General features: G+C 70.2%; 13 protein-coding genes. 5 read left to right on the top strand and 8 right to left on the bottom strand.

Annotated features, from left to right (window positions below):
- The first annotated feature begins 66 nt into the window (after nucleotides 1-66).
- Both ASF68_RS12670 and ASF68_RS12675 read left to right on the top strand, forming a co-directional pair.
- A complete protein-coding gene (locus tag ASF68_RS12670; protein ID WP_056010822.1) occupies nucleotides 67-372 on the top strand; it encodes a DUF3072 domain-containing protein in 306 nt (101 codons plus the stop codon).
- 14 nt (nucleotides 373-386) lie between these two features.
- Nucleotides 387-1,643 (top strand): NAD(P)/FAD-dependent oxidoreductase, encoded by a 1,257-nt coding sequence (locus ASF68_RS12675; RefSeq protein WP_056010824.1) that lies wholly within the window; start codon nucleotides 387-389, stop codon nucleotides 1,641-1,643.
- Here the strand turns inward: ASF68_RS12675 and ASF68_RS12680 are convergent.
- From ASF68_RS12680 to ASF68_RS12700, 5 genes are all read right to left on the bottom strand, one after another.
- Nucleotides 1,621-4,680 carry a glycoside hydrolase family 2 TIM barrel-domain containing protein gene (locus tag ASF68_RS12680; protein ID WP_235526799.1) on the bottom strand — a complete coding sequence of 1,020 codons (3,060 nt, stop codon included), beginning with the start codon at nucleotides 4,678-4,680 and terminating at the stop codon, nucleotides 1,621-1,623. The genes ASF68_RS12675 and ASF68_RS12680 overlap by 23 nt on opposite strands.
- A gap of 145 nt (nucleotides 4,681-4,825) precedes the next feature.
- Entirely contained in the window at nucleotides 4,826-5,830 is a 1,005-nt protein-coding gene (locus ASF68_RS12685) for an aldo/keto reductase (protein ID WP_082498679.1), read from the bottom strand.
- Between the two features lie 34 nt (nucleotides 5,831-5,864).
- Nucleotides 5,865-6,809 (bottom strand): carbohydrate ABC transporter permease, encoded by a 945-nt coding sequence (locus ASF68_RS12690; protein WP_235526800.1) that lies wholly within the window; start codon nucleotides 6,807-6,809, stop codon nucleotides 5,865-5,867.
- Nucleotides 6,810-6,813: 4 nt separating this feature from the next.
- Nucleotides 6,814-7,695 (bottom strand): carbohydrate ABC transporter permease, encoded by an 882-nt coding sequence (locus tag ASF68_RS12695; protein ID WP_056010829.1) that lies wholly within the window; start codon nucleotides 7,693-7,695, stop codon nucleotides 6,814-6,816.
- A gap of 127 nt (nucleotides 7,696-7,822) precedes the next feature.
- Complete coding sequence (locus ASF68_RS12700; RefSeq protein ID WP_056010832.1) at nucleotides 7,823-9,139, bottom strand: ABC transporter substrate-binding protein; 1,317 nt, start codon at nucleotides 9,137-9,139, stop codon at nucleotides 7,823-7,825.
- 301 nt (nucleotides 9,140-9,440) lie between these two features.
- Here ASF68_RS12700 and ASF68_RS12705 point away from each other — a divergent pair, with 301 nt between their 5' ends.
- The 3 genes from ASF68_RS12705 to ASF68_RS12715 all read left to right on the top strand — a co-directional run bounded on the left by ASF68_RS12705 (nucleotide 9,441) and on the right by ASF68_RS12715 (nucleotide 11,745).
- A complete protein-coding gene (locus ASF68_RS12705) occupies nucleotides 9,441-10,190 on the top strand; it encodes an SDR family NAD(P)-dependent oxidoreductase (protein ID WP_056010835.1) in 750 nt (249 codons plus the stop codon).
- Nucleotides 10,191-10,207: 17 nt separating this feature from the next.
- Nucleotides 10,208-10,645, top strand: a complete 438-nt coding sequence (locus tag ASF68_RS12710; RefSeq protein ID WP_200921159.1) for a carboxymuconolactone decarboxylase family protein — start codon at nucleotides 10,208-10,210, stop codon at nucleotides 10,643-10,645.
- Between the two features lie 77 nt (nucleotides 10,646-10,722).
- Entirely contained in the window at nucleotides 10,723-11,745 is a 1,023-nt protein-coding gene (locus ASF68_RS12715; RefSeq protein WP_056010838.1) for a LacI family DNA-binding transcriptional regulator, read from the top strand.
- Nucleotides 11,746-11,755: 10 nt separating this feature from the next.
- Here the strand turns inward: ASF68_RS12715 and ASF68_RS12720 are convergent, their stop codons facing one another.
- Genes ASF68_RS12720 through ASF68_RS12730 form a run of 3 tightly spaced genes read right to left on the bottom strand, consistent with a single transcriptional unit; the run spans nucleotide 11,756 to nucleotide 13,621 of the window.
- On the bottom strand, nucleotides 11,756-12,664 hold the full coding sequence (locus ASF68_RS12720) for an SMP-30/gluconolactonase/LRE family protein (protein WP_235526801.1): 909 nt from the start codon (nucleotides 12,662-12,664) through the stop codon (nucleotides 11,756-11,758).
- Nucleotides 12,665-12,693: 29 nt separating this feature from the next.
- Complete coding sequence (locus ASF68_RS12725) at nucleotides 12,694-13,125, bottom strand: hypothetical protein (RefSeq protein WP_056010841.1); 432 nt, start codon at nucleotides 13,123-13,125, stop codon at nucleotides 12,694-12,696.
- 52 nt (nucleotides 13,126-13,177) lie between these two features.
- Nucleotides 13,178-13,621, bottom strand: coding sequence for a GNAT family N-acetyltransferase (locus ASF68_RS12730; RefSeq protein ID WP_056010844.1), 444 nt, complete (start codon nucleotides 13,619-13,621; stop codon nucleotides 13,178-13,180).
- Nucleotides 13,622-13,680: the final 59 nt, after the last annotated feature.

Consider the following 13,680-nt stretch of genomic DNA (forward strand, 5'->3'; position numbering starts at 1 on the left):
CGACACCGCTCGGGCGGGACGCGCAACCCCTCCTGTCTGAGCCGTCCGGCGACGTACCGTTGCCGCATGACTGACGCAGAATCCACCGACCAGGCGACCCCCGACACCACGGGCACCGGCGCCCCCGAGACGATCGGCGCGACCGAGGACACCCTCGGAGCCCGCGGCGACGACAGCTCCACCAGCGCGAGCAAGGACCCCGAGGACTGGGTCACCGGCGACGAGCCGATGACCGGACCGCAGCGCAGCTACCTCGACACGCTCGCCCGCGAGGCCGGCGAGGAGCTCCCCGCCGACCTGACGAAGGCGCAGGCCTCCGAGCACATCGACCGGCTCCAGAACGCGACCGGCCGCGGCCAGTCCGCATCCTGAGCGCCGCCGCCGCCATGACCGACCACAGCACGGCACCGCTCCATCATGAGGTGGTCGTCATCGGCGGCGGCAACGCCGGTCTCTCCGTCGCGGGCAGGCTCCGCCGCTACGGCGTGGACGACGTCGCGGTCATCGAACCGCGCGAGCACCACCTGTACCAGCCGATGTTCTCGCACGTCGCGGGCGGGACGGCGGCCGCATCGGTCGCCACGCGCCCGCAGGCGTCCGTCACGCCCAAGGGCGTGACCTGGATCCAGGACCGGGTGCAGACGATCGACCCCGTCGCGAAGACGGTCCTGCTCGAATCCGGCACCCGGGTCGAGTACGACCAGCTCGTCGTCGCCCCCGGCATCCAGAAGGACTGGGGCGCCGTGCCCGGCCTCAGCGAGGCGATGGCGTCGCCCGTGGGGATCTCCAACTACGAGTTCGAGTACGCGCAGAAGGCCTCGCGCGTGCTCCGCGAGGTCCGCTCCGGCACCGTCGTCTTCACGCAGCCGGCCGGCCCGGCGACGTGCTCCGGTGCTGCCCAGAAGCCGATGTACCTCGCGTGCGACTACTGGCGCCAGACGGGCGTCCTCGACGACATCCGGGTGATCCTCGTCGTCCCCACGCCCACCATGTTCGGGATGCCGATGATCGACGCCGAACTCGACCGCAAGGTCGCCGAGTACGGCATCGAGGTGCGGTTCTCGCGCGAGCTCGTCGCCGTGGACCCGGAGCGACGCGTCGTGACCATCGCGGAGACCGCCCCGCAGGACGGCCCCGATCGCGGTCAGGACGGTTCGACGGGCGGGCAGCACGAGGAGATCGCCTACGACGTCCTCCACGCCGTGCCGCCGCAGTCCGCACCCGACTGGTTGGCCGACACGGCGCTCGCCGACCCCGGCAACCCGGGCGGGTTCGTCGAGGTCGACTCCCTCACCCTGCGGCACCCTCGGTTCCCCGAGGTGTGGACCCTCGGCGACGCCGCCGCGGTCATGAGCTCCAAGTCCGGCGGTGCGCTCCGTCAACAGGCGTTCACCCTGGTGAAGAACCTGACCGCCGTCCGCGCGGGGAAGTCGCCGAGCCACGTCTACAACGGGTACTCGGTGTGTCCGTTCACGGTGTCGCGCGGGACGGTCGTGTTCGCCGAGTTCGACGACCGCTACCGCCCGATGCCGACCATCCCGTTCTGGAAGGGGCTCGCGAAGGAACGACGCTTCACGTTCCTCGCCGACCGCTACCTGCTGCCGTGGGTGTACTGGAACCTCATCCTGCAGGGTCGGGCGTGACGGTCCGCAGGCGCACGCCGAACGTCGTCTCCGTGACCGGGACGCGGTAGCGCTCGGGGAGGGCCGGACCGCAGGAGGAGCTGCCGAGCCCCTGCTGCGCGTGGTCGAGGTTGAGCCAGACGCGGCCGGAGTCGCGGAGGTCCTGCGGGTGGCGGGCCTCCTCGAGCGCTTCGCTCGTCCAGCGTCGCGCGGTGAAGTCGAAGCCGGCGTCCTGCAGGCGCTCGGCGCGCAGGGTCGGCAGCTCGTCGCCTGCCAGCTCCAGCCAGCTCGTGCCGACGTGGTTGCCGTTCTCCTCGGGCACCGGGTAGTCGGTCTGCAGCGCGTCGATCGTGCTGGAGAACCGTCCGATGCGCGCCGCGGCGAGGCTGTCGACGTACGACTCGCCCGGCCCACGGCCGAACCACGTCGCTCGGCGGTAGGCGGACGGGAGGCCGAGTCGGAGGCCCAGCCGTGGGAGGGTCAGCAGGTGGTCGCCGATCGGCGTGTGCTCCCAGACGCCCTCCGGCACGACGGTGACCGACAGCTCCAGGGCGTCGCCGAGCGTGGTCCAGTCGAAGGTCCAGCGCAGGCCGAGGCCGTGCGCGGCGGGGGCGCTCCTGCCCCGCACGCGGAGTCCGGTGCCGCCCAGCCCGTCCTCGACGCGTTCGACCGCGTCGGTCCGGTGCAGGAAGCGGTCGAGTCCCGTGAGCTTCCAGCTCGCCGCCGCCGTGTTCCGTGGCCCCTGCCCGCGGTCGTTCTCGGTGGGCGCCCGCATGATGTCGAGGACCGGCCCGTCGAGGTCGAGCGCGCCCAGGGAGCGGAGCCGACCCGTGCGCGCGTCGAAGGACGCCGACCCGAGGGTGATGCGGGAGCCCGCGGAGCGGGCGACGGATGCGAGCACGCGGCGAACGCCGGTCGGCGGAACCGCGCCCCGCTGTGGTTCTGGTGCCGGGTCGCCGGGGATCAGCACCTGCCCGAACGCGACCTCGTGCCCTGCGGCCGCCCACGGCTCGTCGGCGGCGAGGACCGCCCGCACGGTGAGCCAGCGCTCGACCGGCGCACCGGAGACCGGATCGACGCCTGTGGTGGGCACGAGCGCGTCCGCCGGAAGTGCGACGGTCGCCTCGCTGCGGGCCCCGACGGCCGGTGTCGGGAGTTCGCCCGACGCGACCGCGACACCGTCGTCCTCCACGAGCCAGCGCAGGGCCAGGTGGTCGAGCGAACGCATGTCGTGCTTGTTCCGCACCCGCAGCGTCCCGGCGGCCGCGTCCGGGAGCAGCTCGACCGGGCTGATGGCGGCATGGAGCTCGGCGAGTCCGGGCGACGGGGTGCGGTCGGCGAACACGAGCCCGTCGAGGCAGTAGCGCCCGCCGTTCGGACGGAACGCCACGTCGCCGCCGTGCATCACGAACTCGCGGCCGGCGGCGTCGATGCTGCGGAAACCGTGGTCCATCCACTCCCACACGAAGCCGCCGCAGAACCGGTCGGACGACTCGAGGATGCGCTGGTAGTCGACGAGCGATCCGGGTCCGTTGCCCATCGCGTGGGCGTACTCGCAGAGGAGGAACGGGAGGCGGCGTCGGCGTACGTCGTCCGGTGACCCGGGGACGACGCCGGCGGGGGTCGGCTCCTCGCGCCGACCGATGGCCTCCAGCAGCTCCTGGTCCGGGTACATGAGGCTGGAGAAATCGGAGTTCCGGTACGACGGGTCGCGCTCGTACATGATGGGGCGGGACGGGTCGCGCTCGCGGATCCACTGCTCCAGGACGTCGAAGTTCTCGCCGACCCAGCTCTCGTTCGCCATCGACCACACGACGATCGACGGGTGGTTCTTGTCGCGCTCGACCATCCGCTGGACGCGGTCGAGCATCGCGTCGCGCCAGACCGGCTCCGTCGGCGGGTTGCCGGCCCAGTCGGTGTAGATGAAGCCGTGCGTCTCGAGGTCGCACTCCTCGACCACCCAGAGCCCCAACTCGTCGCAGAGGCGCAGGAAGTCGGGGTGCGGCGGGTAGTGGCTGGTGCGCACGGCATTGAGGTTGTGCCGCTTCATGAGCAGGATGTCCTGCCGCATCGTCTCCGTGTCGAGCGAGCGGCCGCGGTCCTGGTCGTGCTCGTGGCGGTTCACCCCGCGGAACAGGATCGGCACGCCGTTCACGAGCAGCCGGCCGTCCGCGATCGCGACCGTACGGAAGCCGATCCGCAGCTCGATGGTCTCGGGGGCGTCGGGCGCATCGTCGGTCGGCCGCGGTCGGAGGAGGGCCGTGTAGAGGCGCGGTTCCTCGGCGCTCCACGGTTCGACGGGCAGCGCGGTCGCCGTGCCGGTCGGGAGGTCGCGGATGCCCAACTCGGGGACGTCGACGAGGCCGGGGACGTCGGTGTCGACGCGGAGCACGCCGACGCCGTCCCGGTGGTCGTATCGCGCTGTGACCTGGACGTCGTCGATCGACCCCTGCGGGCGTTCGAGGAGGTCGACGTCACGGAAGATCCCGGGCAGCCACCACATGTCCTGGTCTTCGAGGTAGGTGCCGCTCGACCACCGGTGCACCCGGACGGCGAGGACGTTGTCGCCGGCCACGAGGTGCTCGCCGACCTCGTACTCGACGGGGAGCCGACTGCCCTTGCTGTGCCCGAGGAGCACGCCGTTCAGCCAGACCGTGCCGCAGGAGTCGACGCCCTGGAAGCGGAGGACCGTGTCGGCGTGACGCCAACCCTCCGGCAGGGTGAAGTGGCGCCGGTAGTCACCCGTCGGGTTCTCCTCCGGGACCCGGGGTGGATCGATCGGGATCGGGAACGCCGTGTTCGTGTACAGCGGCTGCCCGTGGCCCTCGAGGACCCAGTGGGCCGGGACGCGGATCCGGTCCCACCCGGAGTCGTCGAGGTGTGGATCGCCGAACGTGTCGCCCGTGCCGTCCGCCGTCGGTGCGAGCGTGAACGCCCACTCGCCGTTGAGCGACAGCCGGCGCGCGTCGCTCCGTTCGTCGGCCCTGGGGCGTCGCCGACCGGTGCCGGGCATCGGATCCTCGACCCACGACGCCGCGAGTCGTGCTGAGTCGTTCATCGTCATGCAACCTTCGAGATCGGGTGGTGGGTCGGTCATCCGGTTCGCAATTCAGGAGCCTCGGGGCGTGTCGCGTGCGACGAGCCGCGCGCGGAGGACGACTCACCGGGGTGCTCCTGAATTGCGAACGGGGTGGAGGGTGACCTCAGTCGGTGAGGGTGCTCGGCGGGGTGCCGAGGGCGTCGAGGTCCGACCAGAAGTCGTCGGGGATGGTCGTCGTCCTCAGGGCCTCGACCTGCTCGAGGCGCTCGAGCCGGTTCATCCCGACGACGGTCGAGTCGACGAGTTCCGAGCGCGTCGAGAACGCGAGCGCCGCCGCGGCGAGCGGGATCCCATGCCGTGCGGCCACCTCGTCCGCGCGCGCCACCCAGGCCAGCAGCTCCGGCGACCCCGCCTGGTACGCGTACGTCGACGGCTTGCCGTCCGTACCGCGGCGCCCGGCGAGTAGTCCGCCACCGAACGGAGCCGCGTTGAAGACGCCCATCCCGCGGGACCGCGCCTCTTCCAGCAACGCCGTCGCCGAACGATCGACGAGGGTGAAGCGGTTGTGCGTCAGCACCACGTCGAACGCCCCGCTCAGCACATACGGCAGCATGACGCTCAGCGGACCGGCCGCGATGCCGATCGCGTCGACCACACCCTGCTCCTTGAGCGCCAGCATGCCCTCGATCGCCCCGCCGGGTGCCGACGCCTCCGCGAACGACACCGAGTACGGGTCGTGCAGGTGGAGGATCGGGATGCGGTCCACCCCGAGACGCTCGAGGCTCTCCTCGAAGGAACGGAGCACCCGGTCGCGGTCGAACACCGCCGTCGACGGATCCTGATCCACCTTCGTCACGACGCCGCGCCCCGCAGGGAGGCCGCTTGCACGGATGGCGTCGCCCAGGGCGGTCTCGCTGCGTCCGTCCGAGTAGTTGTTCGAGGTGTCGACCAGCAGGTTCGGTCCGCGGAGCGCCGCGGTGGCGAACGCCGTCGACCCGGGCCCGGGCGATCCGTCGGCGCTCGCCGGGGTGCCGAGCCCCGAGGTGCCGACCGTGACCGGGCTCGCGAGCAGGCCGGTCGAGCCGAGGGGGCGGAGGTCGGCCGGTGCCGGAGCGTCGGAGGTGGTGGTGTCGGTGTGGTCCGAGTGGGTCGTGTCGTCGTTGATCATGTCGTCCATCCTGCGCCCGCCGTGTCGTCCGGCGTCACCCCTTGAGTGCACCGGACGCCAGCCCCTTCATGATCCGTTGGTTGAGGAAGACGAACACCACGAGCAGCGAGAACACGTTGATGCAGATGCCCGCGAAGAGCGGCCCGTAGTCCACCTGGCCGAACTCGCCACTGAAGTTCAACAGGCCCGCCTGGATGGTGCGGAGGTCCGCGTTCGTCGTGAAGGTCAGGGAGATGAGCAGGTCGTTCCAGATCGACAGGAACTGCACGAGGCCGATCGTGAAGAGCGCGTTCCGCACCATCGGCAGCCCGATCGACCAGAAGGACCGGATGATGCCGGCGCCGTCGATCGTCGACGCCTCGAACACCTCGCGCGGCACGGCACGGAAGTAGGCGGTCATCATGAACACCGTCAGCGGCATGCCGAGCGCCGTGTACGTGATGATCATCGGCCAGTAGGTGTTCGTCAGGCCGAGGTTGAAGTAGGCGACGAAGAGCGGCACGAGGATCATCTGGCCGGGGATCATGATGCCCGAGATGAAGAGCAGCAGGGTCAGGTTCCGGCGCTTCCACACCATCACCTCGAGGGCGAACGCCGCGGCGACGCCGAAGATGAGGATGAAGACGAGCGACGGCAGGGTCACGATGACGCTGTTGAGCAGGTTCTGCGAGATGTTGCCGGTCGTCCAGGCGGTGACGTAGTTGTCGAAGCTCCACGACTCCGGGAGGGAGAAGGTGGACTCCTGCAGGAACTCGCGCTGGTTCTTGAACGAGGAGAGGAACAGCCAGATGATCGGGTAGATCTCGATGACGAGCAGGAGCCCGATGAGGATGACCGAGGGCAGCTTGCGCAGGTAGTAGGCGCGCGAGCGTGGAGCGCGACGCATCCTCGGCCGGCGGACGGCGGTGCCGGATCCGTCGCCGCTGCCGCTCGAAGCCGGGGTGGTGGCGCCGGGCGCCGGGGTGATGGCGGTCGTCATGGCGTCAGTCCTTCGTCAGGTCTCTGCGGGAGGTCTTGAAGATCAGGAGCGTCACGAGGAAGCACATGATCGTGAGCACGAACGCGAGTGTCGAGCCGTAGCCGTAGTTCTGGTACGTGAACGTCGTGTTGTACATGTACAGCGTCAGTGGGGTCGTGGCCGTCCCCGGCCCGCCGCCCGTCAGGGCGAGCACCGAGTCGAACACTTTGAGCGTCGCGTTGAAGCTGAAGATCACCGCCGACAGCAGGACGGGGAGCGACAGCGGCACGATGATGTAGCGGACGAGCTTCAGGCCGCGGGCGCCGTCGATGCGGGCCGACTCGATCACCTCCTCGGGGATGTCGAGGAGCCCGGCGTAGAGCAGGACGGCGTAGAAGCCCATGGACCGCCAGAGGTCCATGATGATGATCACGACGAAGGCGCTGTCCGGCGAGCTGAACCAGTCGACCGAGTCGATGCCGAAGCCGTTCAGGATCGCGTTCACGGGCCCGGTCTGCGGGGCCACCTCGAACAGTCGCTTGAACAGCAGACCGACGGCGACGGTCGGCAGCACGACGGGGAAGAACACGAGCGTGCGGACGAGCGTCGACGCCTTCTTGAGGACGAAGACGTAGAAGAGGGAGAGCCCGTAGCCGAGGGCGATCTGCGCGACCGTCGCGATGAGCGAGTACTTGATGCTGAAGAAGATCGCCTCGGGGGCGGTCGGGTCGGCGAACAGCTGGGCGAAGTTGTCGAGGCCGACGAACTCGAAGCCGCGCAGGTCGCCCTGGAAGAAGGTGAGGCCGAACGACCACATCACCGGGACGAGCTTCACCAGGGTGAAGATGAGCAGGGCCGGGCCCAGCAGGATGGCGATGGCCTTCCTGTCGCCGAGGACGTCTTTCATGCTGTGCTCCTGAGTCGGTCGGGGGACCGTGAGGCTGGGCGGCGGGGCGCGTGACCCGCTGCAGGGTGGGTGTCCGCGGACGGACGGATCCGGTCGCCTGGCGGGTGCCGGGCGACCGGATCGCCGGTTACTTCTTGAGGCCCGCGTCCACGCCGGCCTGGACGAGCGCCGCGAAGTCCTCGGGGGAGATGCCGCCGGTGAGCAGCGGGGCGGCGTTCGTCTGCGCGTCGACGCCGGCCTTCTCGGGGAGGAAGGTCTCGAACCAGGTGACCGTCTCGTCGGTGTCGGCCATGATGCCCTGCACCTCGGCGGTGAGCGCCGGGACGTCCGTGACCTCTTCATTGAGCTTGAAGCCGGAGATGACGCCCTGGTTCTTCAGCACGCTGGAGCCGTAGTTCTCGGCGATGCAGCTGAGCCAGCCGCCGACCTTCTCCTCGTCGTACCCCTTGGTGGAGAACGAGGTCGCCGCACCGGTGTTGGCCGGATACTGGTCGATCGAGCCCTTGCCGCCCTCGACGGTCGGGAACGGCATGAAGCCGACGGCGTCCTCGCCGATCTGGTTGAGCTCGGTGTTGTAGACGTCGGCGAGCATCCAGGTGCCGTTGTACATCATGGCCGCGTTGCCGGTGAAGAACTCGCTCGTGGCGGTCTGCATGTCCATCGTCGTGATGCCTGCGCCGAAGTACTTGCCGAGGTTCGCGACGGCGGTGATCGCCTCGACGTACTCGGGGTCGGTGAGCTTGGCGTCTCCGGAGGCGATGTCGTTCATCGCCTCGGTGCCGAGCGACCGGAAGAGGTAGGTGCTGATGTAGCGCGTGATCGTCCAGCCCTGGGCGCCGGAGACGGTGAAGGCCGACTTGCCGGACGCCTGCACGGTGTCCGCCGCGTCGAGGAGCTCGTCCCAGGTCTGCGGGATCTCGATGCCGAGGTCGGTGAACATCGTCTTGTTGTAGAAGAAGCCCTCGACGTTGTACTGGTAGGGCATCGAGACGAAGCGGTCGCCGTAGATGTTCTTCACGGTGGCGACGGCCGAGGGGAGGATGTCGTCCATGACGCCCAGCTCGGTGAGGGTGTCCTCGAGGTCGAGGACGGTGTCGTCGTCGCCGAGGGTGCCGCCTGGCCGCAGCGGTGCGGTGGGGGCGGTGAAGGTGGTGGGCAGGGCGTTCTGGCTGGCCAGCAGGGTGACGCGCTGGAGCACGTCGGCCTGGGGCAGGGTCTCGACCTTGAGCGGGAGCGCCTTCTCGTTCGCGGAGCAGGCGCCCTCGCCGAGGGCGGTGAGTTCGTCGCGGACGATCGAGTTCTCGACGGCCGCGAGGTAGTCGAACGAGGTGGCGCTCGTCGCGCCGCCGTTCCCTGCGCAGGCGGTCAGGGCGAGAGCGGTGACGCCGAGTGCGGCGATGGCGGTGGCCGACCGACGTTTCGGGGCCCGGTGCGCTGTGGACACATTTCCTCCTTGAAGATGTGGCAGTGATGGTGAGACGCGAGCGGTGACCGTCGCGAGCAAAGTTGAAGCGTTTCAATGGCCGAGGCTAACCGCGCTCGGCTCGCATGTCAAGCATCGGATCGGTCCCAATCACGGCGGCGGTTCCGGGTCGGCGAGTCGGCGCGGGAATGCACATTGACACGTTTCAAGTCTGGGGCGACAATGGGGGCGGTCGCCTCGTGGTCTCGATGCCGCGCGGACGGTCCAGTCAACGACGATGCACGGCGTCTGAACGCGCCGGACGAACGGAACGGAACCGCACATGAGGTTGCAGGGCAAGCGAGCGATCATCACCGGAGCAGCAGGAGCGCTCGGCCGGGTGATCGCCCAGAAGCTCGCCGCCGAGGGCGCCGACGTCGCCGGCCTCGACCTCAACGCCGCCGGCCTCGAGGAGACCGCGGAACTCGTCCGGGCGCACGGGGTGCGCGCCGCCTCGGCCACCGCCGACCTGACCGACTTCGACGCCGTGCAAGCCGCGGTCGAAGGCATCGTCGCCGAATGGGGTGGCGTCGACATCCTCCTGAACGGTGCCGGCGGCGGTGCCGTCAGCTTCTTCCACGAGATGACCTCCGAGACCTGGACGACGCAGATCGACCGCAACCTCAACTCGGTCTTCAACGTGACGCGTGCCGTCCTCCCCTCCATGCTCGAGCAGCGCTCCGGTCGCATCATCAGCATCGCGTCGATCGCCGCCGTCAGCGGTGGCCGCCTCGTGCGAGGGGCGACCGCCTACGCCGCGGCCAAGGCCGGTGTCGTCGGGCTCACGAAGGCCCTCGCGATCGAGGTCGCCGAGCAGGGCGTCACGGTGAACGCCCTCGCGCCCGGCGCGCAGGCCACGCCCGGCCGCGACAACGACACCCCGGAACGCCGCGAGGCCCTGCTCGCCCAGATCCCGACGCGGCTGCTCGGCGAGCCGGAGCACCTCGCGGAGACCGTCGTCTTCCTCGCCTCACCCGCCGCCGTGAACATCACCGGCCTCATCCTGCCGCTCGACGGCGGACACTCGATCTAGGCGACGGGGCGACGACGATGACGACGGGAGACGACATGACGCGGCTCGAGCGCGGCAAGGCCAAGTTCGACGAGGTGTACGGCGAGGGGAAGTCGGAGGGGCTCGTCGCGATGCAGACGGGTCTCGCGCAGGACCTCGCCCGCTTCGGGATCGAGTTCAACTTCGGGGACATCTACTCGCGCCCCGGCCTCACGCTGGCGCAGCGGGAGCTCATCACCCTGGCGGCGCTCGTCGCCCTCGGCGGCCTGGAACCGCAGCTCCGCGGGCACACGCGAGGTGCGATCAACGTGGGGTGCTCGGCCACGGAGATCCTCGAGACGGTCATCCACACCGTGCAGTACGCGGGGTTCCCGCGTGCGCTCAACGCCATCCGGGTCGTCACCGACGCCCTCATCGAGGTCGGCGTGGAGATCCCCGAACCCCTCGGGCCGGAGCCGCACCGCGATCAGGACTGACCGAGACGGGGCGATCTAGACTGAGCCGGGCCGCGGGAACGCTCCCGGGGCACGTGACACGAGGGCAGGGGTGAAGCATGGGACGAGTCGGCATCCGCGAGGTCGCGACGCTCGCCGACGTCTCCATGGGCACGGTCTCCCACTACATCAACCACCCCGACCGCGTCTCGCCCGAGAAGCAGGAGCGCATCCAGCGCGCCATCGACCAGCTCGGGTTCGTCCGCAACAACGCCGCCTGGCAGCTGCGCCTCGGCCGCAGCGGCACCATCGCCTACATCGCGCCCGACGTCAGCAACCCGTTCTTCGCGACGATCGCCGAGGGGGTCGAACAGCGCGCCGCCGAGGACGGTCTCTCCGTCTTCATCGCCAACTCCAACCGCAGTCGTGAGCGCGAGGACGCCTACCTCGGCATGTTCGAGGCGCAGCGGGTCCAGGGCATGCTCGTCGCGTCGCACGAGTCGGTGGAGGAGCGGCTGACGAGCATCCGGCAGCGGGGGATCCCCTCGGTCCTCGTCGGGCAGCTGGCCTCCTCGCCCGATCAGCCCTCGGTGTCCGTCGACGACGTGCGTGGTGGGTTCCTCGCGGCCGAGCACCTGCTGGCGACCGGCCGTCGGCGACTCGCCTTCGTCGGTGGTCCACTCGGCATCCGTCAGGTCGCCGACCGGTTCGAGGGGGCGAGCGCCGCCGTGGCCGCCGTGCCCGGGGCGACCCTCGAGGTGATCGCGGGCACCGAGCGCACGATCGCCGAGGGCCGCGAGCTCGGCCGGGCCATCGCCGCCCGCCCACCCGAGGCACGTCCCGACGCTGTGTTCGCCGTGAACGACCTGCTCGCCCTCGGCATCATGCAGACGCTCGTCGTCGAGCACGGGCTCCGCGTCCCGGACGACCTCGCGATCGTCGGCTACGACGACATCGAGTTCGCCGAGTCGTCGATCATCCCGCTCACCTCCGTGCGCGCACCGCACGAGGGGTTCGGTGTCGCCGCGGTGGAGCTGCTCCTCGGCGAGTTCGCCGTCGCGGAGGGTGCACCGACCCCACCGCCGTCCTCGCGCCACCTCGTCTTCCAGCCCGAGCTCGTCGTCCGGGCCTCCTCCGTCTGAGCGGTGCGCGTCAGGGCCGCGGCGCCTGCCGGGTGCCGGTGCGGATGCGGTACAGGGAGCTCGACGCGGTGATGTAGAGCGTCGAGCCGTCCTCGCCGCCGAAACAGACGTTGGCCGTGCGCTCCGGGACCGGGATGCGCAGGATGGTCGCGCCGGTGGGGTCGAAGACCTCGACGCCGTCGCCGGCCGACGACCAGACGTTGCCGTCGACGTCGATGCGGAAGCCGTCGGAGGCCGGGACGGCGGTCGCGGCGAAGGTCCGGCCGGGGGTGGCGCCGTGCTCCACCGAGACCCCGTCGGCGGCGACGTCGTAGGCGGCGATGCGCTGCGCTCCGTCACCGGTGTCGGAGACGTAGAGGATCGACTCGTCGGGGGAGAACGCGAGCCCGTTCGGGTGCACCATCGCCGTGATGACCGGCTCGACCGCTCCGGTGTCCGGCTCGAACCGGAAGACGAAGCAACCGTCGTACTCCTGCTCGCCGGGGTGACCCTCCCGACCGCTCGGATCGATCCCGTAGGGCGGGTCGGTGAACCAGATCGAACCGTCCGAGTGCACGACGACGTCGTTCGGGGAGTTGAACCGTCCGCCCGCCCACCGGGCGACGAGGGTGATCGGCCCGTCCGGCCCCTCGATCTCGACCGCGCGGCGCCCGTGGCTGCACTGCACGACCCGACCCTCGCGGTCGATCGTGCGTCCGTTCGTGTACTCGGCGGCGTCGCGGAACACGGCCGTCTCGCCGCTCGTCGCGTCGAACTCGAGGATGCGGTCGTTCGGGATGTCGCTCCAGCGCAGGCGGCCGGTCTCCGCGAGCCACGCGGGCCCTTCGCTCCAGATCGCACCCGTATACAGGTGTTCGAGCTCGGCGCCCTCCGCGAGCAGCGGTGCAGGATCGGTCATCGTGACATCGTCGTCGGTCATGACATCCAGCCTATTCGGCAGGTGCCGGTTTACGCCGGATCGATGGGGGAGGAGCCGAGGTTGCGGGCGGTCGGGCGCGTGACGGGCGGTTCGACGATCGACTCGAGGAACGCCCACGCGTCCATGCGCCAGCGGTCGCCGGCGACGTCGATCGCCTCGATCCGGAACGGCGGGGTGAGGATCGCGTCCCAGTCGATGGAGTCGAGCACGCGCCGCGGGATCATCTCGTCCACGTACGGGGCCTCGCGCTCCGGATCCGGAGCCACCTCGGGAGCGTCGCCGTCGACCAGGCCCTCGAGCCGGTCGATCATCGCGTCGTCGAACGCCTGCATGCGGGTGACGAGGGTGTGGAGCTCGTCGGCTTCGAGCCCGGCGACGAGTTCGAGGAGGTACGCGCGCCCCGGATAGGCGTCCGCCGGCACATCGACGATGTTGTACCGGCCGTCATCGGAGATCCACATGCGTCAACGGTAGCCCGTCATCGCTGGGGGCCGGGCGAGAGTGCGCCGTCGTTCAGGATTCCGGCGGCCGCTGCGTCGGGTGCACCGGGAGCTCGGCGGCCGGACGGACGAGTGCGGTCCGGCCGGGTTCCGCGAAGCCGAACTGCTCGTAGAGCCCGTGTGCGTCGCTCGTGAACAGCGTCCACCGGAAGTGCGCGCCGGGCCCGTCGTCGATCATCGCCTGCACGATGCGCTTGCCGAGACCGCGACCGCGGTGCGCCTCGAGCACGACGACGTCCGCGAGGTAGGCGAAGCCGAGCCCGTCGGAGACCGCACGGGCGAAGCCGACCTGCGCGCCGGTCTCCTCCTCGTACACGCCGATGACCCGCCAGGCGTCGTCGATCTGCGCCTCGACCTCGGCCCGGCTGCGCCACTTCGCCCAGTAGACCTCGCGGAGTGCGCCCCACGCGGCGTCGCGGTCGATGCGGTCCTTCGAGTCGTCGACGAGGTAGCCCATCGCTCCACTGTATGGCGGCGGGAAGCGGGGTTCCGAGTGCCGATCCGGGGTCGGTGGAC

This window comes from Plantibacter sp. Leaf314, assembly GCF_001423185.1.
Classification (GTDB): domain Bacteria; phylum Actinomycetota; class Actinomycetes; order Actinomycetales; family Microbacteriaceae; genus Plantibacter.